The sequence below is a fragment of the Janthinobacterium sp. TPC_1 genome (assembly GCF_056037845.1).
Genome location: NZ_CP195157.1, coordinates 3,116,169 through 3,137,927 on the forward strand (window position 1 = coordinate 3,116,169; position 21,759 = coordinate 3,137,927).

20 protein-coding genes and 4 pseudogenes are annotated in these 21,759 nt (G+C 63.7%); 15 read left to right on the forward strand and 9 right to left on the reverse strand.

Translation table 11 applies throughout. The annotated features are described in order from the left end of the window. From ACQVLG_RS15235 to ACQVLG_RS15275, 9 genes and pseudogenes are all read left to right on the forward strand, one after another. A complete protein-coding gene (locus tag ACQVLG_RS15235) occupies nt 1-816 on the forward strand; it encodes a hypothetical protein (RefSeq protein ID WP_474295441.1) in 816 nt (271 codons plus the stop codon). Then, nucleotides 813-1,361 (forward strand): hypothetical protein, encoded by a 549-nt coding sequence (locus ACQVLG_RS15240; protein WP_474295443.1) that lies wholly within the window; start codon nt 813-815, stop codon nt 1,359-1,361. Before ACQVLG_RS15235 ends, ACQVLG_RS15240 begins: the two co-directional genes overlap by 4 nt. Continuing rightward, a complete protein-coding gene (locus tag ACQVLG_RS15245) occupies nt 1,358-1,921 on the forward strand; it encodes a hypothetical protein (protein WP_474295445.1) in 564 nt (187 codons plus the stop codon). The genes ACQVLG_RS15240 and ACQVLG_RS15245 overlap by 4 nt, the downstream gene beginning before the upstream one ends. Next, entirely contained in the window at nt 1,918-2,439 is a 522-nt protein-coding gene (locus ACQVLG_RS15250; RefSeq protein WP_474295447.1) for a hypothetical protein, read from the forward strand. The genes ACQVLG_RS15245 and ACQVLG_RS15250 overlap by 4 nt, the downstream gene beginning before the upstream one ends. Before the next feature lie 734 nt (nt 2,440-3,173). Further along, nucleotides 3,174-4,052 (forward strand): annotated as a pseudogene (locus ACQVLG_RS15255) (type II secretion system protein GspD); the annotation flags it as partial. A 415-nt stretch (nt 4,053-4,467) separates the two neighbouring features. Further along, complete coding sequence (locus ACQVLG_RS15260; RefSeq protein WP_474295449.1) at nt 4,468-4,950, forward strand: type II secretion system protein; 483 nt, start codon at nt 4,468-4,470, stop codon at nt 4,948-4,950. Nucleotides 4,951-4,953: 3 nt separating this feature from the next. Then, nucleotides 4,954-5,346 (forward strand): type II secretion system protein, encoded by a 393-nt coding sequence (locus tag ACQVLG_RS15265; RefSeq protein WP_230538395.1) that lies wholly within the window; start codon nt 4,954-4,956, stop codon nt 5,344-5,346. 5 nt (nt 5,347-5,351) lie between these two features. Continuing rightward, nucleotides 5,352-5,975 carry a type II secretion system protein gene (locus tag ACQVLG_RS15270; RefSeq protein WP_474295451.1) on the forward strand — a complete coding sequence of 208 codons (624 nt, stop codon included), beginning with the start codon at nt 5,352-5,354 and terminating at the stop codon, nt 5,973-5,975. Between the two features lie 222 nt (nt 5,976-6,197). Then, complete coding sequence (locus ACQVLG_RS15275) at nt 6,198-6,713, forward strand: FxDxF family PEP-CTERM protein (RefSeq protein ID WP_230538393.1); 516 nt, start codon at nt 6,198-6,200, stop codon at nt 6,711-6,713. A gap of 139 nt (nt 6,714-6,852) precedes the next feature. Here ACQVLG_RS15275 and murJ read toward each other — a convergent pair whose 3' ends face one another. Next, nucleotides 6,853-8,400 (reverse strand): murein biosynthesis integral membrane protein MurJ, encoded by a 1,548-nt coding sequence (murJ, locus tag ACQVLG_RS15280; RefSeq protein ID WP_474295453.1) that lies wholly within the window; start codon nt 8,398-8,400, stop codon nt 6,853-6,855. Nucleotides 8,401-8,709: 309 nt separating this feature from the next. On the opposite strand from murJ, the gene rpsT reads away from it, so the two are divergent. Further along, on the forward strand, nt 8,710-8,976 hold the full coding sequence (rpsT, locus tag ACQVLG_RS15285) for a 30S ribosomal protein S20 (protein ID WP_010395935.1): 267 nt from the start codon (nt 8,710-8,712) through the stop codon (nt 8,974-8,976). Between the two features lie 155 nt (nt 8,977-9,131). Here rpsT and ACQVLG_RS15290 read toward each other — a convergent pair. The 3 genes and pseudogenes from ACQVLG_RS15290 to ACQVLG_RS15300 all read right to left on the reverse strand — a co-directional run bounded on the left by ACQVLG_RS15290 (nt 9,132) and on the right by ACQVLG_RS15300 (nt 10,706). Continuing rightward, nucleotides 9,132-9,577: pseudogene (locus ACQVLG_RS15290) on the reverse strand (DUF192 domain-containing protein). Between the two features lie 131 nt (nt 9,578-9,708). Next, complete coding sequence (locus ACQVLG_RS15295) at nt 9,709-10,032, reverse strand: hypothetical protein (RefSeq protein WP_474295456.1); 324 nt, start codon at nt 10,030-10,032, stop codon at nt 9,709-9,711. A 110-nt stretch (nt 10,033-10,142) separates the two neighbouring features. Further along, complete coding sequence (locus ACQVLG_RS15300; protein WP_474295457.1) at nt 10,143-10,706, reverse strand: pseudouridine synthase; 564 nt, start codon at nt 10,704-10,706, stop codon at nt 10,143-10,145. A 291-nt stretch (nt 10,707-10,997) separates the two neighbouring features. Between ACQVLG_RS15300 and icd the strand changes: the two are divergent. Then, nucleotides 10,998-12,253, forward strand: a pseudogene (icd, locus tag ACQVLG_RS15305) (NADP-dependent isocitrate dehydrogenase). 95 nt (nt 12,254-12,348) lie between these two features. On the opposite strand, the pseudogene ACQVLG_RS15310 reads toward icd, so the two are convergent. Both ACQVLG_RS15310 and ACQVLG_RS15315 read right to left on the reverse strand, forming a co-directional pair. After that, nucleotides 12,349-12,551 (reverse strand): annotated as a pseudogene (locus tag ACQVLG_RS15310) (cold-shock protein). Nucleotides 12,552-12,648: 97 nt separating this feature from the next. Then, nucleotides 12,649-12,840 (reverse strand): hypothetical protein, encoded by a 192-nt coding sequence (locus ACQVLG_RS15315; RefSeq protein ID WP_474295459.1) that lies wholly within the window; start codon nt 12,838-12,840, stop codon nt 12,649-12,651. A gap of 32 nt (nt 12,841-12,872) precedes the next feature. On the opposite strand from ACQVLG_RS15315, the gene clpS reads away from it, so the two are divergent. The 4 genes from clpS (at nt 12,873) to ACQVLG_RS15335 (ending at nt 19,041) form a co-directional block, all read left to right on the forward strand. Continuing rightward, nucleotides 12,873-13,175, forward strand: a complete 303-nt coding sequence (clpS, locus tag ACQVLG_RS15320) for an ATP-dependent Clp protease adapter ClpS (protein WP_034751577.1) — start codon at nt 12,873-12,875, stop codon at nt 13,173-13,175. After that, nucleotides 13,172-15,472, forward strand: a complete 2,301-nt coding sequence (gene clpA, locus ACQVLG_RS15325; RefSeq protein ID WP_034751575.1) for an ATP-dependent Clp protease ATP-binding subunit ClpA — start codon at nt 13,172-13,174, stop codon at nt 15,470-15,472. The genes clpS and clpA overlap by 4 nt, the downstream gene beginning before the upstream one ends. A 210-nt stretch (nt 15,473-15,682) precedes the next feature. Beyond that, nucleotides 15,683-18,004, forward strand: coding sequence for a S41 family peptidase (locus ACQVLG_RS15330; RefSeq protein WP_474295461.1), 2,322 nt, complete (start codon nt 15,683-15,685; stop codon nt 18,002-18,004). Continuing rightward, nucleotides 18,001-19,041, forward strand: a complete 1,041-nt coding sequence (locus ACQVLG_RS15335) for a S41 family peptidase (protein ID WP_474295463.1) — start codon at nt 18,001-18,003, stop codon at nt 19,039-19,041. The genes ACQVLG_RS15330 and ACQVLG_RS15335 overlap by 4 nt, the downstream gene beginning before the upstream one ends. 5 nt (nt 19,042-19,046) lie before the next feature. Here the strand turns inward: ACQVLG_RS15335 and ACQVLG_RS15340 are convergent, their stop codons facing one another. The 3 genes from ACQVLG_RS15340 to ACQVLG_RS15350 are packed head-to-tail and all read right to left on the reverse strand — an operon-like array spanning nt 19,047 to nt 21,706. Further along, nucleotides 19,047-19,766: a LytR/AlgR family response regulator transcription factor gene (locus ACQVLG_RS15340; RefSeq protein WP_474295464.1), complete on the reverse strand. Its 720-nt coding sequence runs from the start codon at nt 19,764-19,766 to the stop codon at nt 19,047-19,049. Continuing rightward, nucleotides 19,763-20,824, reverse strand: coding sequence for a sensor histidine kinase (locus ACQVLG_RS15345; protein ID WP_474295466.1), 1,062 nt, complete (start codon nt 20,822-20,824; stop codon nt 19,763-19,765). The genes ACQVLG_RS15340 and ACQVLG_RS15345 overlap by 4 nt, the downstream gene beginning before the upstream one ends. Before the next feature lie 9 nt (nt 20,825-20,833). Then, nucleotides 20,834-21,706, reverse strand: coding sequence for an alpha/beta fold hydrolase (locus ACQVLG_RS15350; RefSeq protein WP_474295468.1), 873 nt, complete (start codon nt 21,704-21,706; stop codon nt 20,834-20,836). Nucleotides 21,707-21,759: the final 53 nt, after the last annotated feature.

Sequence of the window (21,759 nt, forward strand, 5' to 3'; positions counted from 1 at the left end):
TTGGGAATTGGACTGCGCCTGGGCGTGGCGGCGGGCAGCGTCAGCTTGTGGCGCAGCAGCCGCTGGCGCGCGCCCGCCTGGACGCCGCTGGGCGAAGCCGCGTATGCGGGGGACGAGTCGCTGCATGGCGACTTTGCCGCCCTGGGCCAGGCGCTGGCGCAGCTGCTGCCGGCCGGCCAATACGCGGGCTGGCCCTTGTCCGTGGTGCTCGACGATGCGCTGGCGCGCCTGTGGCAAGTGGACATGCCGCAAGGCGCGGCGCGCCTGGCCGACATCGAGGCGGCCGCCGCGCTGCGCTTCCAGTCGCTGTATGGCGATCCTCCCGGCCTGTGGCATAGCAGCAGTGCCTGGGATGCGCGCGCGCCGTTTTTTTGCGCCGTGCCCCGTGCGCTGCTGGCGCAACTGACGCGCGTGGCGGCCGAACGCAAGCTGGCCCTGATTTTTATTACGCCGCAATTCGCGCGCCACTGGAACCGCTGGCACGGCGCCCTGAAGCCGGGCGCCTGGTTCGGCCAGTTGCAGGAAAACGCCTTGACCCTGGGCGTGCGGCACGCTGGCCGCCTGCTTGCCGTGCGCGCGCTGCCCTTGCCACGGGACGCGCAGGATGCAGGCCGCGACTGGCTGGCGCAGGCGCTGGCGCGCGAGGCGCTGCTGCAAGGCGTGCCCGCACCCGCGCTGCTGCAGCTGTGCGGCGCGCCGCCGGCGGACTGGCTGGCGCCGGCGACAGCGTTCCACTGCCAGGTTTTTTCCACGCCGGACGGCGAAGCCGCCCTGTCGCCGGCCGCCTGCCTGGCGCGCAGCGGAGGCGTGGCATGACGCGTCTCGATATCGATTTCGCGCCGCCAGGCTGGCGCCGCAGCCTGCGGCGCGTGCCCGCCTGGGCCTGGTGCGCGGGCGCGCTGGGCGTGGCCTTGATCGTCACGGCGGCCTGCAGCGGCAGCGCCGCGCTGCGGCGCCAGCAGGCAAGCGAGGCGCAATGGCAGCGCGCGCAACAGCGCGTGGCGGCCGCCATGCAGGGGCCGGCGCCTGCGCCGCCAGTGCAGATCGCGCCCGCGCAGGCGGCGGCCGTGAATGCGGCCATCCTGCAATTGAACCTGCCGTGGCGCGACGTGCAGGATGCGCTGGCCAGCGCCACGCCGCCCGCCATCGCGCTGCTGGCGCTGGAACCGGACGCGCGCAAGCGGGTATTGAAGATCACGGCCGAAACCACCAGTAGCGACGCCATGGTGGCCTATATCGCGCAATTGAAGCGGCAGGAGCTGTTCGGCGCCAGGGTGCAGCTGCTGCGCCATGAAATCAACGCGCTCGATCCGAACCAGCCCTTGCGCTTCCAGCTCGAAGCGCGCTGGGGCACGCCATGATGGCCGCCGACATCAATAGCTTGCGCCTGCGCGCGCAACTGCTGCTGCGCCGCCTGGGCGCGCCCGCCTGCCTGGCAGTGCTTCTGCTTGCACTGGGCATGGCCGCCTCGATCTGGGCCTGGCAGCAGCGTGCCGTGGCGGCGCGGCTGGAAGCGCGCCCCTTGCCGCAGCCAGCGCTGGCCGTGGCGGCCTTGACGCCGGCGACGACGGCCAGCGAGAACCTGGCGCGCTTTTATGCCGCCCTGGGACAGCAGCGCCACGCGGAGCAGCAGGTCAAGCAGCTGTTCGACCTGGCCGCGAAAAACGGCTTGCTGCTGGCGCAGGGCGAATACAAGAGCGGCTACGACAAGGCCAGCCGTGTCGCCACATACCAGGTGACCCTGCCGCTGAAAGGCAGTTATGCGGCCGTGTGGCAGTTCGCGCTGCAGGCGCTGCGCGCCATGCCCTTCGCTTCGCTCGACGAACTGAGTTTTCGCCGCGAGCAGATCGCCGACACGCAGCTCGAAGCGCGTTTGCGCCTGACGTTTTATTTAGCTGACAGCGTGGGAGCGGCGCCATGACCCCGCGCCATTGGCTCATGCTGGCCGGCGTGCTGGGCGCGGGCGCCTTGCTGCTGTTCGGCGAGCGCCAGCCCGTGGCCGAGGTGGCCGAGGCGGTCGAGCGCGCCGTCGCCCCCGCGCGCCATGCCGCCGCCAGGCCGCCAGCCGCGCAGCCGGCCATCCTGGCCTTGCTGCCGCGCAGCGAAGTGGCGGGCGAGGATGGCGACACCTTTGGCGGCACCGGCGCCGTCTTCCACCGCCAGGACTGGACACCGCCGCCGCCGAAGGTGGCCGCCGTCGCGCCACCGCCGCCACCCCCGCCGATGGCGCCGCCGCTGCCCTTCGTCTACCTGGGCAAGGCGGCCGCCGACGGCGCCTGGGAAGTGTTTTTGTCGCGCGCCGACAAGACGTATATCGTGCGCGCCAATACCGTCATCGATGGCGCCTACAAGGTCGCGGCGATCGCGCCGCCCGTCATGACGCTCACTTATCTGCCGTTGAACCAGGTTCAGCAGCTCAACATTGGAGTTTCCGAGTGATGTCTCGTTCCTTTTCATCGGCGCTGCTGCCGGTACTGCTGGCGCTGCTGTCCGGCTGCGCAGGGCAGCAAGCCTACCGCGACGGGCGCGAGCTGATTGCGCAAGATCACATCCCGGCCGGCCTGCAAAAGCTGCAGGAGGCGCTGCAGCAAGACCCCGGCAACGCGCAGTACCGCAGCGCGTATCTGCAGGCGCGCGAACGGGCCACCAGCAGCCGCTTGCAGCAGGCCGAGCGCCAGGCGCAGGCGGGGCAGGGCGAGCTGGCGCGCGCGTCCTTCCTCGGCGTGCTGGAAATCGATGCGCAGAACGAGCGCGCCAGCAGCGGCTTGCGCGCGCTCGAACGCGAACAGCGCCAGGGGAAATTGCTGGCCGATGCGCGCACGGCGTTTGATGCAAAACAATACGACCCGGCGCGCCAGCGCCTGAACGCCATCCTCACCGAGCAGCCGAACCATGCGGGCGCGCGCGCGCTGCTGCGCGAGGTCGATGAAAAAACGGCGCCGCCCATCGTCGAATCGGGCCTGGCCAAGTCGTACAAGCAGCCGATCACCATCGAGTTCCGCGACGCCCCGTTAAAACAGGTGTTCGAGCTGATCGCGCGCCGCTCGGGCCTCAATTTCGTCTTCGACAAGGACGTCAAGGCGGACGCGAAAACGTCGATCTTCCTGAAGAACAGCACGGTGGAATCGGCCGTGTACTTCCTGCTGGTGACGAACCAGCTGGAGCAGCAGGTGATGGATGCGAACACCATTTTGATCTATCCCAATGTGGCGGCGAAAGTGAAGGAATACCAGGAAGTGCTGGTCAAGACCTTTTTTCTGGCGAACGCGGACGCCAGGCAGGTGGCCAACACGCTCAAGACCATCTTGAAGACGCGCGACGTGGTGGCCGATGAAAAGCTCAACCTCGTCATCGTGCGCGACTCGCCCGAGGCGATCCGCCTGGCCGAGCGCCTGATCGCGCTGCAGGACGTGCCGGAGGCGGAAGTGGTGCTGGAGCTGGAAATCCTCGAAGTCAAGCGCAGCCGCCTGCTGGAACTGGGCGTGGCCTGGCCATCGAGCCTGACCCTGACGCCACTTTCCACCTCGGGCGGGATAGGGCTGACCATCAACGACCTGAATAATCTGAACCAGCGCACCATCGGCGTGAGCGACCTGTCCGTGACGGCGAACGCCAAGAAGACGGACGGCGACGCGAATATCCTGGCCAATCCGCGCATCCGCGTGCGCAACCGCGAAAAGGCGAAGTTCGTCATCGGCGACCGGGTGCCCGTGGTGACCACCACGATTTCGCCGGGCACGGGCGGCTTCGCTTCCGAGTCGATCAGCTACCTGGACGTGGGCTTGACGGTGAACGCCGAGCCGACCATTTACCTGAATAACGAGGTGGGCATCCGCATCTCGCTCGAAGTGAGCAACCTGGGGGCGGCCACCACCACCCGCAGCGGCTCGACCCTGTACCAGATCGGCACGCGCCAGGCCTCGACCATGCTGCAATTGAAGGATGGCGAAAACCAGGTGCTGGCGGGCCTGATCAACAATGAAGAGCGCAGCTCGGGCAACAAGGTGCCTGGCCTGGGCGATATTCCCGTGCTGGGGCGTTTGTTCGGCAGCAGCAAGGACGACAGCCAGAAGACGGAGATCGTGCTGTCGGTCACGCCGCACCTGGTGCGCACGGTGCAGCGTCCGGAAGCGAAGGAATCGGAATTCTCGGCCGGCACGGAAGGCAGCTTCCGCCGCCGTCCCGACATGGCGGCCAGGGCGCCCACGCAGATGCCGGGCACGGTGATCGTGCGTTCCGGCCCGTCGGCCGTCGGCATGCAGCCGGCGCCGGCGCAGCCGCTGATGGCGCCGGGACAGGTGCCGCCGATCGTGCCACCGGCATTGCCGCAGAGCGTGCCCGCGCCGGAAGTCGCGCCGTCGCCCGAACCGGCCGCCTCGCCTTTGCCGATATCGTCGGGCCAGCCCGTGCCGCTGCAGCGTCGTCGCCCTTGCCGCTGTCGTCGAGCCAGCCGGTGCCGGTCGCCAAATGAGGCTGGCGCGCACGCCCGGCGGTTTTACCCTGATCGAGCTGCTGGTGACCCTGGCCATCCTCGGCGTGCTGGGCACCCTGGTGGTGCCCGTCACGCAGGTGGCCATGCAGCGGCGCCAGGAGCAGGACTTGCGGCGCGCGCTGCGCGAGATCCGCCAGGGGCTCGACGCGTATAAGCGGGCCGGCGACGAAGGGCGCATCGTGCGGGCGCCCGACGCCAGCGGCTACCCGAAAAGCCTGGAACTGCTGGTCGAAGGCGTGCCGGACCAGCGCAACCCGAAGCGCAGCAAACTGTTTTTTCTGCGCCGCGTGCCGCGCGACCCGTTCAACGCAGACGCGGGCCTGAGCGATGCGCAGACCTGGGGCAAGCGCAGCTACGCCAGCGAGGCGGCTGAACCGCGCGAAGGCGACGACGTCTACGATGTGTACTCCACGTCCAATAAAACGGGCCTGAACAACGTGCCTTACCGTTTATGGTGAACCATGGCTGCTGACATCCTTGCTGCCCGCAGGCGCGGCTTTACCCTGATCGAATTGCTGGTGGTGCTCGGCATAGTGGCGCTGCTGCTGACCCTGGCCGTGCCCCGCTACTTTCCCAGCCTCGACAAGGCGAAGGAAACCGTGCTGGCGGATAATTTACGCAACCTGCGCGCCACCATCGACCAGTTCCACGGCGATACGGGCCGTTATCCCGATTCCCTGGAGCAACTTGTGGAAAAGAAATACCTGCGCGCCATGCCCGTCGATCCCATCACGGACAGCGACGCCAGCTGGCTCATCGTGCCGCCGCCCGACGACACGCCGGGCCAGGTGTATGACGTGAAAAGCGGCGCGCCCGGCAAGGACCGCAGCGGCACGCCGTTTGCCGACTGGTAGCGGCCATGCATCGTTCTGCGCGCCGCCAGCGCGGTTTCACTTACCTGGGCCTGATCATCCTGGTGGCCATCCTGGGCCTGGTGGGGGCGGCCGGGCTGAAGATGGGTTCCCTGCTGCAGCGCCAGGCGGCCGAGCAGGAGTTGCTCGACATCGGCGCGCAGTTTGCCGATGCGTTGCAAAGCTACGCGGGCGCCACGCCCGCCGGCCAGCCGCAGCAGCCGGCGACGCTTTCCGCCTTGCTGCGCGATCCCCGCTTTCCGCAAGTGCGCCGCCATTTGCGCAAGCTGTATGTCGACCCCATCACGGGGCGCGCCGAATGGGGCTTGCTGTACCAGCCGGGCAGCCGCGGCATCATCGGCGTGCATAGCCTGTCGTCGTCCGCACCCTTAAAAGTGGGCAATTTCGACGCCCGATTCACTGACTTCGAAGGCAAGGCGCACCTGTCCGAGTGGCAGTTCGTCGCCGGCGGCCCCGTGCCGCCGGCAGGGCTGGCTCTCGTGCCGGCTGAGGTGGATACGGGCAAGCCGCCCGCCTTGTTTCCTCCTGCCGCGCCAGCGTCCGCCGTGCCCGAGGTGGTGCCGCCGGAGGAAGAGGCCGGCGCGCAGCAGGAAGCGGCAAACCCGTTGTAACCATAAGTCAATGGGGCGCGATACAGAGAGAACTATTTTCACTGGGAAATCCTCCGGCATGAGTAACCATTCCATAGAGGAAATACTTATTCCAAATGAAATTTAAATAAAATAATTGCAAGTAATTTAATGTCTTTATGATACCATTTTGTTTGGTACTTTCAGTACTCAAGCGATGGCTGGCCCATCTGGCGGCCATAAATTACTTTTAAGGGATAATTTATGAAATTGAAATTTATCGCGGCGGGCATTCTGGCTGCAGCTTCGTTCAGCGCATCGGCTGCAACGTATGAGCTGGGTGTCCTGGATCCTGATACAACCGATACGCTGTCGGGAATTAGCACCAAAATCCCGACGTTTTTCCAGGTCGATGATTCCTGGACCTTTAAATTGCTGACGCCATCGTGGACCTCGCTGGCCTTCCTGCAAACGTTTACCTCGCCGGAAGGGGCAGTCCAGGATATTACGGCCACCTTGCTTGGATATCGCAATGACAAAGGCGGCTTCGTCAAGCGCACGGCGATAGGCATGCAAAGCCTGAGTTGGGCTGGTCCATGGGAATTGGACGCCGGTGAGTACACTGTGCGCGTGACCGGCGTGACCAGCCTGACACGGGCCCAGTATATGGGGACGGTATCGGCCCGGCCCGTGCCGGAACCGGAAACCTACGGCATGCTGCTGGGCGGCCTGGCGCTGGTCGGCTTCGCGCTCCGCCGCCGCGCCCGCAAGGCTGTTTGATTTTTTCCTGGCCTGAATGACAAAACCCGCCGAGGCGGGTTTTTTTTTTTGTTTCTACAACATGCGCAGGACTAGGCGCCAAGTCGAAGACAGTACGCTAGTACGGCGAGACGCTGGCAACAACGTCCTGCACATGTTGTTACGCGTGGCGCTTGAAGTCGCGGAAGCGGAAGCCAACCGCAAATAACGTCGCAAAGTACGCCACGCCGCACACGGCCACCACCAGGGCCAGCGCGCCGGCCCGCAGCAGCGGATGGGCTTGCATGGCGATCCAGTCGATGCGCAGGGCGCCAGCATACGCCACGCCGCCCATCACGATGAGGGCCGGCAGCAGGCGCGCGAAGAATTTGGCCCAGCCCGGTTTCGGCTGGTAAATGCCGCGCTTGCGCAAGCCCCAGTACAGGAAACTGGCGTTCAGGCAGGCGCCCAGGCCGATCGACAGGGCCAGGCCGGCCACGGCGATGTAGGGCACGAACAGCAGATTCATCAGCTGCGTGGCGATCAGCACGCCGATGGCGATTTTCACGGGCGTGCGGATGTCCTGGCGTGCATAGAACGCGGGCGCCAGGGTTTTTACCAAGATAATGCCGATCAAGCCCAGGCTGTAGGCCACCAGCGGCTGCGTCGACATGGTGACGGATTCGGCCGTAAACTTGCCGTAGTGAAATAATGTCGCGATCAGGGGCGTGGCCAGGGTCGCCATGCCGACGGCGGCGGGCAGGGCCAGCAAAAAGGTCAGGCGCAAGCCCCAGTCCAGCAGGGCCGAGTATTCCGTCTTGTCGCCATCCACGTTGGCTTTCGACAGGCTGGGCAGCAAGATGGTGCCCAGGGCCACGCCCAGCATGGCGGTCGGAAACTCCATCAGGCGGTCCGCATAGGACAGCCAGGAAATGCTGCCCTCGGCCAGGCGCGAGGCGATGCTGGTGTTGATCATCAGGCTGATCTGCGCCGCCGAGACGGCAAACACGGCCGGTCCCATCTTTTTCAGCACGCGGCGCACGCCGCCGTCGGACAGGCCGATGGCGGGATTGAGCGACAGGCGCGGCAGCATGCCGATCTTGATCAGCGCGGGAATCTGGATGGCCACCTGCAGCAGGCCGCCGGCGAACACGGCAATGGCCATGGCGTAGATCGGCTGTTTTAAATAGGGCGCGAGGAACAGCGAGGCGGCGATGAACGATAGGTTCAGCAGCACCGGCGTAAACGCGGGTATCTTGAATTCGCGCCAGGTATTCAAGATGCCGCCGGCCAGGGCCACGAAGGACATGCAAGTAATATAAGGGAACATCAGCCGCGTCATCCACACGGCCGCGTCGAAGGCGCCCGGGTCCTTGGACAGGCCCGTGGCGATCGCATACACGAACCACGGCGCGCCGGCGATGCCGATGGCGGACACGAGCAAGGTGGCCCAGACGAGGGTGGTGGCCACATGGTCGGCCAGTTGCTTGCTCGCTTCCTGGCCATGCTGGTTCTTGTATTCAGACAAGATCGGCACGAAGGCTTGCGAGAACGCGCCCTCGGCAAACAAGCGGCGCAACAGGTTGGGGATGCGGAAGGCAACGATGAAGGCGTCCGTGTAGGCGCCGGCGCCAAAGGCGCGCGCGAACAGGCTTTCGCGCAATAATCCGGTTACACGGGACAGCATGGTCATGCTGGAAATGGCGGCGAGGGTTTTAAGCAAGTTCATGGGGGCAGATTATAGCCGGGCGCCAGTGCCGGCAAACGCTTAAAATATGGTAACAATTGCCGCCGATCCGCTGCCGATTCGCCCTTGCCAGCCCCATTTTCAGGTGTTTTTGGCGTCACACACGGTTTTTTGATTTGCCCCCGCTTGAAAATATCGCTATAATCGAAGGCTGTACAGAATTCTGTTACGCAGACACTAATGTTTGACAGGCACTGGTTTGGCACACATGGTTCGGCAGACGCACAGAACGCACCGGTTGGCAAACACTAATGTTTGCAAACGCACTTTGACCCTGTTTTAGGAAATTCCATGGCAAATACCGCACAAGCGCGCAAACGCGCTCGTCAAGCAGTTAAGCAAAACGCACACAATTCGTCCCAACGTTCGACCTTGCGCACGGCTATCAAAGCTGCTCGCAAAGCGATCCAGGGCGGCGACAAGGCAGCTGCTGCTGCAATCTTCCAGGCATCCGTGTCGACCATCGACCGTATCGCTGACAAGAAGATCATCCACAAAAACAAGGCAGCTCGCCATAAGAGCCGTCTGGCAGCTGCTTTGAAAGCACTGTCCGCTTAATATTCGCCAGCAGGCAAGCCACCACGGTGGCCTTGCCTGTGCCGGTACGCTGGCACTGGTTGAAAAGCAAAAACCCGCAGATTCGTTCTGGCGGGTTTTTTCGCGTTTTTATCCGGTTTTTAAGGCCGCGTCCGCCAGCGGCCGGCCGCCACGGCCTAGCGTGCCGCCGGCAGGTTGCCGATGCTCATGCCCGGCTTGATATTCTTTTGCTTGAACCAGCCCAGGTGCATTTCCAGCGCATAGCGCACGGGCACGGTCTTCGTGGAGCAATGGCTGTCGAGCGTATGCGGCTGCATGTCTTCGATGTTGACGATCTTGCCGCTGGCATCGATAAAGGCCACCGACAGGGGCAGCGGCGTGTTCTTCATCCACATGCATTGCGTGGACGGGTTGCCAAAGACGAACAGCATGCCCGCATTCGCCTCCATCTTTTCACGGTACATCAAGCCCTGCTCGCGCGTTGTGCTTCCGTGGCGGCCACTTCCGCCTGGATCAGATGCATGCCGGCCGACAGTTGCACGCCCCTGGTTTGCGCCTGGGCCATGCTGGCGCAAGATAACAAGGCGATGGACAGGCCGAGACGGCGTAGGGAATTTTTCATGGGGCGGGATGGTGGCTGCGAAGCGGCGATTAAGCCATGCTGGCGGCTGCCTGGTCAAGCATGCTGCCTGTCCGCGCCGAAAGCGTGGGGTTACAGCAACATAGTCGCTGCCGTAACCCCGGGGATTGCGCTTACTTCACGGGCTTGCCTGCTTCAGCGGCCGGCTGCTTCGACTTGCGGGACTGGGGAACCAGGCGCGGCGCATCGGTGGCGGCCGAGGCCTTGGTTGATGCGCCCGAACGTGCCGCATCCGTCGCGGCCGACGCGTTGACGGTGGCCGACGCCGGCGGCACCGGCTTGACGGCGTCGGTGGCGGCCGAGGCGTGGCTGGCGGCCGAGGCGGGTGGCGGCTTGACGGCATCGGTCGCGGCGGAAGCGTGCACCTTGGCGCCCGCTTGCGCCAGTGCGGCGCCAGCGAGCAGGGAAGCGGCCAGGGCCAGGATTACTTTTGTCATCATCTTTCCTTTTCAGTCATGTTAAGGTGGGATGATTTTAATGCATTATCTAAAAATAAATAGTGCTTATTGGCAAAATTCAATGCCGAGGCTGTTTTTTCTTGTCCCGCTCACGCTTTTCCGATGTTCTCGGCCGGCACTTCGCACCATTCTCCTGGCAGCAAGGGGTGGCTGGCCAGCGAGAACGGGCCGATGGCGCTGCGCACCAGGCGCAGGGTGGGCAGGCCGACGGCGGCCGTCATGCGCCGCACTTGCCGGTTTTTTCCCTCTTTTAAGGTGATCGCCAGCCACGAGGTGGGCTTGTCGGCGCGCGCGCGGATGGGCGGATTGCGCGGCCACAGCCAGTCCGGCTCGGCGATGCGCACGGCCTTGCACGGTTTGGTGATGAAGTCGCCCAGGTCCAGCGGCGCCTGCAGGCGCGCCAGGCTGGCCGCATCGGGCACGCCATCGACCTGCACCAGATAGGTTTTCGCTTCCTTGCGGTCCGGGTGGCTGATCTCGTGCTGCAGGCGGCCGTCGTCCGTCAGCAGCAGCAAGCCTTCGCTGTCGGCGTCGAGCCGGCCGGCCGGGTAGATGCCGGGAATGGTGAGGTGGTCGGCCAGAGTGGTGCGGCCGTCCTGCGGCGAAAACTGGCACAGGACCTGGAACGGTTTATTGAAGAGGATGAGTGGCATGCTGGTAGAGGAATTGATGCAAACGATGGTGGCTGCTGGTTGGCGCCGCAAAAGCGTGGCGCCCTGTAAGATACTGGTGCATAATGTGAAACGTAAGTCTTATGTCTTATAGAAGACATAGGCGGTATGGCAACGAGGTTCTTTGGCGCCGTGAATGGCCCGGGTGTTCTTTCCCTGCTAAAGTGCGTTGTTGCCGCCATGTTCGGACTTGTTTTTGTAAACTCTGCAACCGCAGAGCGCGTCGCCGGCCCGTGTTGCCCGCCAGCGGTGTGTCCCACTTCGGAGATCACGATGTATCAACATATCACTGTACCTGCTGACGGCCAAAAAATCACCGTCAACGCCGATTTTTCGCTGAATGTACCAGATAATCCCATCGTTCCCTTCATTGAAGGCGATGGCACGGGCATCGATATCAGCCCGGTCATGATCAAGGTGATCGACGCGGCCGTGGCCAAGGCCTACGGCGGCGCGCGCAAGATCAGCTGGATGGAAATCTACGCGGGCGAAAAATCGACGAATGTGTACGGCCCCGATGTGTGGCTGCCGGAAGAAACCTTGCAAGTGCTGAAAGATTACGTGGTCTCCATCAAGGGTCCGCTGACGACGCCCGTCGGCGGCGGCATCCGCTCGCTGAACGTGGCACTGCGCCAGCAGCTCGACCTGTACGTCTGCCTGCGTCCCGTGCGCTATTTCACGGGCGTGCCGTCGCCCGTGAAAGAGCCGGAAAAGACGGATATGGTGATTTTCCGCGAAAACTCGGAAGACATCTACGCCGGTATCGAATACCAGCAAGGCTCGCCCGAAGCCAGGAAACTGATGGATTTCCTCGTCAATGAAATGGGCGTGACGAAAATCCGCTTCCCGGCCACCTCGGGCCTGGGCATCAAGCCCGTCTCCATCGAAGGCACGCAGCGCCTGGTGCGCAAGGCCATCCAGTACGCGATCGACAATGACAAGCCTTCCGTGACGATTGTGCACAAAGGCAACATCATGAAGTACACGGAAGGCGGCTTCCGCGACTGGGCGTATGCGCTGGCGCAAAAGGAATTCGGTGCCGAGCTGATCGATGGCGGCCCCTGGTGCAAGTTCAAGAATCCGAAGACGGGCCGCGACATCATCGTCAAGGATTCCATTGCTGACGCGTTCCTGCAACAGATCTTGCTGCGTCCGGCCGAATACAGTGTCATCGCCACCCTGAATCTGAACGGCGATTACATTTCCGACGCGCGCTGGCGGCGCAAGTGGGCGGCATCGGCATCGCGCCGGGCGCCAACCTGTCCGATTCCGTCGCCATGTTCGAAGCGACGCACGGCACGGCGCCGAAGTACGCGGGCAAGGATTACGTGAACCCCGGTTCCCTGATCCTGTCGGCGGAAATGATGCTGCGCCACATGGGCTGGCTGGAAGCGGCCGACCTGATTATTTCTTCGATGCAAAAGTCGATCGCCTCGAAGCGCGTCACCTACGATTTCGCCCGTCTGATGGAAGGCGCCACGCAAGTGTCGTGCTCCGGTTTCGGCGAGGTCATGATCGAGCACATGTAACAAGAGCGGTGGGGCAGGGTGCAGCGCACCCTGCGGACGAAAAAAAACCCCGCTTCAAGGAAACGGGGTTTTTCACATCTGAGGGCCGGCGATGCTTAGGCTGCTTGGATGTTGGAAGCTTGCTTGCCTTTAGGGCCTTGCGTGACTTCGAATTGAACTTTTTGACCTTCTTTGAGGTCTTGAAACCGTTCATGTTGATTGCGGAGAAATGAGCAAACAAATCTTCGCCGCCATCATCTGGAGTGATGAAGCCAAAACCTTTGGAATCATTGAACCACTTAACTGTACCTGTTGCCATAAAAAGAACTTTCAAAATTAAAACAAATCACACGAGCCATAAAAGCAAGAAGCTTCTTGCCCCCTCCTCGACGTCTCACTTCTTATCAAGCTGTACATTACTGCAACAGTCGATACAGCATTGTTGGCGGAATAAATAATGAAGTCAAGCGCTTTTCCATCGATATTGCCAAATTCTTCACGGCAACCAAAAAAGCAACTCTTGATTTTGACAGCAAGGTCGCCATCTGCGCAATATTAAGAAAACGCGTAAGATTGAAAACAATTGGAAAGGCGTAGATATTGCGCATGACAACCACTGTGAAAGCATTAGAATAAGCGTATGGCAACCAAGCACGACACAGAAACCCTGCTGGAGCGGCAAGTGCTGAAGCCGCCACCGCTCTACCAGGTGGCCTTGCTCAATGACGACTACACCCCGATGGAATTTGTGGTGGCCATCATTCAGGAGTATTTCAACAAGGACCGTGAAACGGCGACGCAAATCATGCTCAGTGTTCATCGCTACGGCAAAGGAGTGTGCGGCGTGTTCTCTAAAGATATAGCGTGTACCAAAGTGGAGTTCGTTTTAACGCATGCGCGCAAGGCGGGGCACCCCCTGCAGTGCGTGATGGAGGAAGTATGATTGCGCAGGAATTAGAAGTAAGTTTGCACATGGCGTTTGTCGAAGCTCGGCAGGCACGGCACGAATTCATCACGGTTGAGCATTTATTGCTGGCACTGCTGGACAATCCCTCCGCTGCCGAGGTGTTGCGTGCCTGCGCGGTCAATATTGAAGACCTGCGCAAGACCCTCACCAATTTCATCGGCGATAACACGCCGACCGTGCCTGGCACGGGCGAAGTCGACACCCAGCCGACGCTTGGTTTCCAGCGCGTGATCCAGCGCGCCATCATGCACGTCCAGTCCGCCTCGAATGGCAAGAAGGAAGTCACGGGCGCCAATGTGCTCGTGGCCATCTTCGGCGAAAAGGATTCGCATGCCGTCTACTACCTGCATCAGCAGGGCGTGACGCGCCTGGACGTGGTCAATTTCATTTCGCACGGCGTGCGCAAGGACCAGTCGACGGAAAGCGCGAAAGCCTCCGAAGGCGTGGAAGAAGCGCCAGTCGACGGCCAGCCGAAGGAAAGCCCGCTCGACCAGTTCACGCAAAACCTGAACAAGGCCGCTGCCGAAGGCAAGATCGACCCGCTGATCGGCCGCGAGGAAGAAGTCGACCGCGTGATCCAGATCCTGTGCCGCCGCCGCAAGAACAATCCGCTGCTGGTCGGCGAGGCGGGCGTGGGCAAGACGGCCATCGCCGAAGGCCTGGCTTACCGCATCACGCAAAGCGACGTGCCGGAAATCCTGCAGAATGCCGTCGTGTATTCGCTGGACATGGGCGCCTTGCTGGCCGGTACCAAATACCGCGGCGACTTCGAACAGCGCCTGAAAGCCGTGCTCAAGCAATTGAAGGACAATCCGAACGGCATCCTGTTCATCGACGAGATCCACACCATCATCGGTGCGGGCTCGGCGTCGGGCGGCACGCTGGATGCATCCAACCTGCTGAAACCGGCACTGGCGAATGGTCAGCTGAAATGCATCGGCGCGACCACGTACACGGAATTCCGCGGCGTGTTTGAGAAAGATCATGCCTTGAGCCGCCGTTTCCAGAAAGTGGACGTCAACGAGCCGACCGTCGAGCAAACCGTGCAAATCTTGCGCGGCCTCAAGTCGCGCTTCGAAGAGCACCATGGCGTCAAATACTCGGCCTCGGCCCTGTCGACGGCGGCCGAACTGGCGGCGCGCTTCATCAACGACCGCCATCTGCCCGACAAGGCGATCGACGTCATCGATGAAGCGGGCGCGGCGCAGCGCATCCTGCCGAAGTCGAAGCAAAAGAAAACCATCGGCAAGGCCGAGATCGAGGACATCATCGCCAAGATCGCGCGCATTCCGCCGCAAACGGTCAACCAGGACGACCGCAGCAAGCTGCAGACGATCGACCGCGACTTGCGCAATGTCGTGTTTGGGCAAGATCCCGCCATCGACGCGCTGGCCTCGGCCATCAAGATGGCGCGTGCCGGCCTGGGCAAGACGGACAAGCCGATCGGCTCCTTCCTGTTCTCCGGTCCGACCGGCGTCGGCAAGACCGAGGTGGCGAAACAGCTGGCCTTCATCCTCGGTATCGAGCTGATCCGTTTCGACATGTCGGAATACATGGAACGCCACGCCGTCAGCCGCCTGATCGGCGCGCCGCCGGGCTACGTCGGTTTCGACCAGGGTGGCTTGCTGACGGAAGCGATCACCAAGAAGCCGCACGCGGTCTTGCTGCTCGATGAAATTGAAAAAGCCCATCCGGACATTTTCAATATCCTGCTGCAAGTCATGGACCATGGCACCTTGACGGACAACAATGGCCGCAAAGCCGATTTCCGCAACGTGATCATCATCATGACGACCAATGCGGGCGCGGAAAGCCTGCAAAAGACGTCGATCGGCTTCACCAATTCGAAGCAGGCCGGCGACGAGATGGCCGACATCAAGCGCATGTTCACGCCGGAGTTCCGCAACCGCATCGACGCGACCATCAGCTTCCGCGCGCTGGACCAGGAAATCATCCTGCGCGTGGTCGACAAGTTCCTGATGCAGCTGGAAGAGCAGTTGCACGAGAAAAAGGTCGAAGCCGTGTTTACCGAGAAGCTGCGTGCTTTCCTCGGCAAGAAAGGTTTCGATCCGCTCATGGGCGCGCGGCCGATGGCGCGTTTGATCCAGGACATGATCCGCAAGGCCCTGGCCGACGAACTGCTGTTCGGCCGCCTGGTCACGGGGGGACGGGTCACCGTCGACCTCGACGACAAGGACCAGGTCTTGCTGGAATTCCCGGAACCGCCAGACGCGGCGCCGACGGCAGCACCGGAAACGGTGGAAGTCGAGTAATCGGCCCCTTCGCTTCCGCGCGATCAAAAAACCCGCCCACACAAGTGGCGCGGGTTTTTTTACGTCCTGGCCGCAGGAATGGAAACTGTTGTGTAAATATCCTTGTTTAAAAATAAGTATTGCTTTTGCGTAAGCTATGCAAGAATCAGAATCCCGATGTCGGCCATGCCCCGCATCGTTCCGCTTCCCTGGCTCTTGAAAGATTGCTTAATGAAAATTTCCCGCACTCTCGCCTTCCTCCTGTTGTCCGCCGGCCTGCTGGGCAATGCCGCCGCTGCCGCGTCCGCTGGCAGTTATTTCCGTTTTCCCGCCGTGCGCGGCGATACCGTCGTCTTCACGGCCGAAGGCGACTTGTGGAAAAGCAATCTACGCGGCGGCGCGGCGCAGCGCCTGACCACGCATCCCGGCTATGAAACGAACGCGGCAATTTCGCGCGACGGCCAGTGGCTGGCGTTTTCCGCCGCCTACGAAGGGGCGCAGGAAGCGTATGTGATGCCGCTGGCGGGCGGCTTGCCGCGCCGCATTTCCTTTGACAATGGCGGCGTGCTGGTGCTGGGCTGGACGGCGCAGGGCGAAGTGCTGGTGAGCACGCAAAATACGGACGGTCCCGCCTCGCGCCGCATCGTCGCTGCCATCGATCCCGTGAAACAGACGCGGCGCGTGTTTCCCGTGGCCGACGCCAACGACGCCGTGCTCGACGACGCTGGCAAGACGCTGTTCTTCACGCGTTTCGGCCTGGCCATGACGAACGACAATGTGCGCAACTACCGGGGCGGCGCGCATGCCACCTTGTGGCGCTATGATCTCGATGGCAAGGGCGAGGCCGTGCCCATGCACACGGATGCTGGTGTGTTGGCGGGCAACAACAAGCGCCCCATGTGGTGGCAGGGCCGCGTCTACTACATCAGCGACGAGGGCGGCAGCGACAATCTGTGGAGCATGCTGCCCGACGGTTCGGACCGCCGCGCCCTGACCCGCCACACGCAGTGGGATGTGCGCAATGCGCAGCTGGGCGACGGCAAGATTGTGTATCAATTGGGCGCAGACCTGCGGGTACTGGACCTGGCCGCAGGGACGGACTCATCGCCATTGCCGATCAGCCTTGTCTCCGATTTCGACCAGCAGCGCGCGCGCCAGATCCGCTCGCCGCTCGATACCTTGAGCAATGTCCAGGTGTCCGGCAAGGATGAGCGCATCATTCTCACTGCCAGGGGCCGCGTGAGCATCGCCGGCACGGGCAGCTTGCGCCGCGTCGACATCGCCATTCCCGAAGGGGCGCGGGCGCGCGACGCCGTCTTTTCCAGCGACGAGAAATCCGTGTTCGCCATCGTCGACACGAGCGGAGAGAACGAAATCTGGAAGTACGCGGCCGACGGTTCGGGCAAGGGCGAGCAGCTGACGACGCAGGGAGATAATCACCGCTGGAAGCTGTACCCGTCGCCGGACGGACGCTGGCTGGCGCACACGGATAAAAAGGGCCGCTTCTGGCTGCTGGATCTGGCAACGAAGGGCAACCAGCTGATCGACGACGCGGGCAAGGCGGGCGTGGACAAGCACGACGAAGTGCAATGGTCGCCCGACAGCCGCAACCTGGCCATCGTGCGCGTGGCCAGCAACGAGCAGCGCGAGCAGATCGGCCTGTACAACCTGGCATCGAAGCAGTTGCAATTCGTTACCAGCGACCGTTATACCTCCGCTTCGCCCGTGTTTTCGCCGGACGGGCGCTGGCTGTATTTCATGTCGGCGCGCAATTTCCAGCTGGCCAATGGGTCGCCGTGGGGTGACCGCAACATGGGGCCCGTGTTCGACAAGCGCATCGGCGTGTATGCGCTGGCGCTGCAGCCGGGCAACCGCTTCCCGTTCCAGCCCGACGATGAGCTGAGCCGCCCGGGAGTGAAACCGGCCGAGACGGACGATGAAAAGGCGGCCGAATCGGCGGCGGAAAAGGCATTGGAAAAGGCCGGCGGCAAGACGGCCGTGAAAAAGGCGCCGGCAGCGCTGCCGGACGTCGTCTTCAAGGGCCTGGCCGGGCGCCTGTATGAAGTACCGCTGCCGGCGGGCAATTACGGCGCGCTGGCCATGGACGACAAGCGCCTGTATTTCCTCGAGCGTGACAGCGGCGAGAACAAGTTCAGTCTGAAAACGCTGGCCATAGGCAATACCGGCTCCAAGCCGGAATTGCTGGTGGCCAATGTGCGCGAATTCGACCTGGCGCAGGATAAAAAGCATTTGTACTACAGGACAGCAACCAGCGCAGCGGCCACGGGGCCGGGCGAGATGCTGGTGATCGAGGCGGGCGCCAAGCTGCCGTCCGACTTGTCGAAGGCGAAAGTAAAAGTCGACGACTGGACGTTTGTGTCGAACCCGCGCCTGGAATGGAAGCAGATGTTCAACGACGCCTGGCGCTTGCACCGCGACTTCCTGTACGACGCGAAGATGCGCGGCGTGGACTGGGGGCGGCGCGCGACAAGTATGCGCCGCTGGTCGAGCGGGTCACGGACCGCGCCGAACTCAATGATTTACTCGGCATGATGGTGGCCGAAGTGGGTGCCCTGCATTCGCAGATCCGTCCCGGCGAATTGCGCCGCACGGAGCAGGAAGGCGCGCCGGCCGGCCTCGGTGCCGTGCTGGCGCGCACCAGCGAGGGCTACCGGGTCGAACACGTCTACCGCAGCGAGGCGGAATTGCCGTCGGCGCGCGCGCCGCTGGCGCGCCCCGAAGTGGACGTCAACGCGGGCGACGTGATCACGGCCGTCAACGGCAAAGACGTCCTGGCCGCGCGCGACATCAGCGATTTGCTGCTGAACCAGGCCGACAAGCAGGTCTTGTTGCAGGTCAAACGCGGTCATGGCAAGGCTGCGCCGCGCGCCGTCATCGTCACGCCCGTCAACATGGCGAAACAGACGGCGCTGCGCTATGGCGACTGGGAACTGAGCCGCGCCGAGCAGGTGGCGGCCGCCTCGCAGGGGCGCATCGGCTACCTGCACCTGCGCGCCATGGGGGCCAACGACATCGCCTCGTTCGCGCGCGATTTTTATGCCAACATCAACCGCGAAGGCCTGATCATCGACGTGCGGCGCAACAACGGCGGCAATATCGACAGCTGGATCATCGAAAAACTGCTGCGCAAGGCCTGGGCCTACTGGGCGCCGCCGGGCGTGCAGCCGTCGACGAACATGCAGAACACCTTCCGCGGCCATCTGGTGGTGCTGGTCGATGAACTGACGTATTCCGATGGCGAGACCTTCGCCGCCGGCATCAAGGCATTGAAACTGGCGCCGCTGGTGGGCAAGCGCACGGCCGGCGCCGGCGTCTGGCTCAGCGACAATACGCGTCTGGCCGACAACGGCATGGCGCGCGTGGCGGAAAACGGCCAGTTCGGCATCGATGGCCAGTGGCTGATCGAAGGCGTGGGCGTGGTGCCGGACGTCGAGGTGGACAATCCGCCGCACGCCACCTTCAATGGCGGCGACCGCCAGCTGGACGTGGCGCTCGACATGCTGGCGAAAAAACTCAAAGAGCAGCCGCGCCCCGCCTTCCAGGCGCAGCCTATCCCCGCGCTCAAGTAATCTGGCTACAGGCCGGTGGCGGCCTTGAATTGCAGTGCGCGGCGGCGCGACACCTCGACCACGCTGCCGTCCAGCAGGCGCAGGTCGAGGCCGTCGGCCGCATTCGGCGCCACTTGCGCCACCTGCGCCAGGTTGACGATCTGGCGCCGGTTGGCGCGGAAGAATTGCGCAGGATCAAGCCGTTCTTCCAGCTGGCTCAATGAGCGCAGCATCAGCGGCTGCTGCGCCGCGAAATGCACGCGCGTGTAGTTGCCTTCCGACTCCAGCAGGCGGATATCGTCAAACGCCACGAACCAGCAGCGCTCCCCATCCTTGATGAAGACCTTGCGCGGCGCGGGCGGCGGCACGGCTTGCGCCCGCGCGCCGGCGCGTGCCAGGGCCGTGGCCAGGCGCGCCGCCTGCACGGGTTTTTGCAGGTAGTCGAGGGCGCTGACCTCGAAGGCCTGCAGTGCGTACTGGTCGAAGGCCGTGCAAAAGATGACGTCGGGCGCGTCGTCGAGCGACGCCAGCAGGTCGAAGCCGGAGCCGCCCGGCATCTGCACGTCGAGCAGCAGCAGGTCGGGGCGCAGCTTGGCGATCTGCGCGACGGCGTCGGCCGCGCTGGCCGCCTCGCCGACGATGTCGACGGCACCTTGCCGCACATGCGGCGCCAGCAGGCGCCGCAGCTCGGCGCGCGCCAGGCGCTCGTCGTCGACCAGCAGTACCTTGAGCGGCCGAGCGTTCATGCCTGCTCCGGCAGGTCGATGGTGGCAAATACCCAGCCCGCCTGCTGGCGCAATTCCAGGCTGGCGCGCTCGCCGCAGGCCAGCTGCAAGCGCTGGCGCGCATTGCGCAGGCCGACGCAGGTGGAGTTGCCCGGTGCGCGCAAGACGCCCGTGTTGGCGACCTCGATCTGCAGCATGGCCGCGCCATTCGCGCTGTGGCGCCGCGCCGCGATGCGGATGTCGCCGCCGTCGGCGCTCGTTTCCACGCCATACTTGACGGCGTTTTCCACCAGCGTTTGCAGGGCCATGGGCGGCACGCGCACCTGTTCCAGGCCGGGGGCGCTGATCCCGATCGCAAAGTTGACGCGCAGGCGCTCCTCGAAGCGTATCTGTTCGATCGCCAGGTAGGCGCGCACGGCGTCCAGTTCGGCCGCCAGCGGCACCGTCGCATGCTGGCCAGACTGCAGCGCATGGCGCATCAGGCCGGCCAGCTGGTCGATCATGTGCGCGGCCGCCTCGCGGTCTTCGAAGATCAGCGCGCGCACGCTATTGAGGCTGTTGAAGAAGAAATGCGGGTTCACCTGCGCCTGCAAGGCGCGCAACTGGGCGTCCTTGGCCAGTACTTCCAGGCGCAGCGCCTCGGCCTCGAAGCGGCTGGCGCGGCGCAGCGACTGCACCATCGAGTACAGCACGGTCCAGATCAGGAAGATGGCGCTCCAGGTGACGAGCGCCGGCGGCAGCCAGGCCAGGCTGGTGACGGGGCCGAACGGCTGCAGCACGGCGTAGCCGGCGCCCGCGCTCAGGCTCTGGATCAGGCCCAGCAGCGGAAGCACGGGGAGGATGCGCTGCCAGGCGAAGCGGCCGTCGATCCAGCCGCGCCGCCGCAGGAGGCGCCGCCACGCCATGGACAGCAGCAGGCCGCTGGCGCCGCCCCACCAGCAGACGCCAAGAATGGCCCAGCTCATGGGGGCGCGGCTCAGGCTCAGCAGCGCCAGCAGGGCGGCCCCATTCCAGCCGGCCAGCTGGAAGGTCCAGTACCAGTTCAAACGGGTCAGCCAGGAACGGGGCGCTTGTGTCATGGCTGCCTGTCAGTCGAGGAATTGCCCGATGCGGCCGAGCATCCAGTCCGGCTGGTCGTACATGATGAAATGGCGCGCCGTGTCGGCCAGCACGATCTGCACGCCCGGCAGCTGCGCGTACTGCTGCTGGAAGGTGGCTTCGATGGCGGCGCGCGGCGCATAGTCCTTGTAGGCGATCCAGGTACCCAGCACCAGGGCGGGCGACTGTACTTTCGCCACGTCCTGGCGCAGGTCGCTGGCCATCAGCGTGCCCATGGCCTTGATCACCGTCTCGCGGTCGGAGCGCTGGCCCCAGCCGATGATGCGCTCCACGTCGGCTGGCGCGCTGGCCATGCTGGTGACCGCGCGGCGCTGGCTGGCGGCGTAGGTGGCGTCATCCTGCGCGCGCATGGCCGATTGCATCTGCGTTGCCATGGCTTGCAGCTGCGGCGGCGTAATGGACGGCAGTTGCGTCGCGCCCAGCGCGGGCAGCGAGTCGACGATCACCAGCTTGCCCGTCCGGGCCGGATGGTCGATGGCCATTTTCAGGGCCAGAAAGCCGCCCAGGCTATGCCCGATGATGGCCGGTTGTCCCAGTTTATTCACTGTGATGTAGTCGGCCAGCTGCTGCTCCGCCTGCGCCAGCAAGTCGCCATCGATGGGCGCCACGCCGGCAAAGCCGGCCAGGGTCAGCACGTGGCATTGACGCGCGGTGTGCGGCGCGCACAGGCGCGCCACCGTGCCTTGCCAGACTTCGCCCGACGACGCCAGGCCGGGAATCAGGATCAGGGGGCGGCCTTGTCCGGTGACCTCGACCGTGAATGCGGCAGGTGCAGCGGCCTGGCTGGCGCTGGCCAGCAGCGCGGTACTGAGCAAGATTAATGTTTGCAGTGTTCGTTTCATGGGGTACTCCTCCTTGACGACCATGCTAGCGGCGCCGGGAGCGCGCAGCCAGC

Coding starts and splice junctions, on each gene's coding strand:
- ACQVLG_RS15240 (WP_474295443.1), top strand. CDS start 813: ATGACGCGTCTCGATATCGATTTCGCGCCGCCAGGCTGGCGCCGCAGC.
- ACQVLG_RS15245 (WP_474295445.1), top strand. CDS start 1,358: ATGATGGCCGCCGACATCAATAGCTTGCGCCTGCGCGCGCAACTGCTG.
- ACQVLG_RS15250 (WP_474295447.1), top strand. CDS start 1,918: ATGACCCCGCGCCATTGGCTCATGCTGGCCGGCGTGCTGGGCGCGGGC.
- ACQVLG_RS15260 (WP_474295449.1), top strand. CDS start 4,468: ATGAGGCTGGCGCGCACGCCCGGCGGTTTTACCCTGATCGAGCTGCTG.
- ACQVLG_RS15265 (WP_230538395.1), top strand. CDS start 4,954: ATGGCTGCTGACATCCTTGCTGCCCGCAGGCGCGGCTTTACCCTGATC.
- ACQVLG_RS15270 (WP_474295451.1), top strand. CDS start 5,352: ATGCATCGTTCTGCGCGCCGCCAGCGCGGTTTCACTTACCTGGGCCTG.
- ACQVLG_RS15275 (WP_230538393.1), top strand. CDS start 6,198: ATGAAATTGAAATTTATCGCGGCGGGCATTCTGGCTGCAGCTTCGTTC.
- murJ (WP_474295453.1), bottom strand. CDS start 8,400: ATGAACTTGCTTAAAACCCTCGCCGCCATTTCCAGCATGACCATGCTG.
- rpsT (WP_010395935.1), top strand. CDS start 8,710: ATGGCAAATACCGCACAAGCGCGCAAACGCGCTCGTCAAGCAGTTAAG.
- ACQVLG_RS15295 (WP_474295456.1), bottom strand. CDS start 10,032: ATGACAAAAGTAATCCTGGCCCTGGCCGCTTCCCTGCTCGCTGGCGCC.
- ACQVLG_RS15300 (WP_474295457.1), bottom strand. CDS start 10,706: ATGCCACTCATCCTCTTCAATAAACCGTTCCAGGTCCTGTGCCAGTTT.
- ACQVLG_RS15315 (WP_474295459.1), bottom strand. CDS start 12,840: ATGCGCAATATCTACGCCTTTCCAATTGTTTTCAATCTTACGCGTTTT.
- clpS (WP_034751577.1), top strand. CDS start 12,873: ATGGCAACCAAGCACGACACAGAAACCCTGCTGGAGCGGCAAGTGCTG.
- clpA (WP_034751575.1), top strand. CDS start 13,172: ATGATTGCGCAGGAATTAGAAGTAAGTTTGCACATGGCGTTTGTCGAA.
- ACQVLG_RS15330 (WP_474295461.1), top strand. CDS start 15,683: ATGAAAATTTCCCGCACTCTCGCCTTCCTCCTGTTGTCCGCCGGCCTG.
- ACQVLG_RS15335 (WP_474295463.1), top strand. CDS start 18,001: ATGATGGTGGCCGAAGTGGGTGCCCTGCATTCGCAGATCCGTCCCGGC.
- ACQVLG_RS15340 (WP_474295464.1), bottom strand. CDS start 19,766: ATGAACGCTCGGCCGCTCAAGGTACTGCTGGTCGACGACGAGCGCCTG.
- ACQVLG_RS15345 (WP_474295466.1), bottom strand. CDS start 20,824: ATGACACAAGCGCCCCGTTCCTGGCTGACCCGTTTGAACTGGTACTGG.
- ACQVLG_RS15350 (WP_474295468.1), bottom strand. CDS start 21,706: ATGAAACGAACACTGCAAACATTAATCTTGCTCAGTACCGCGCTGCTG.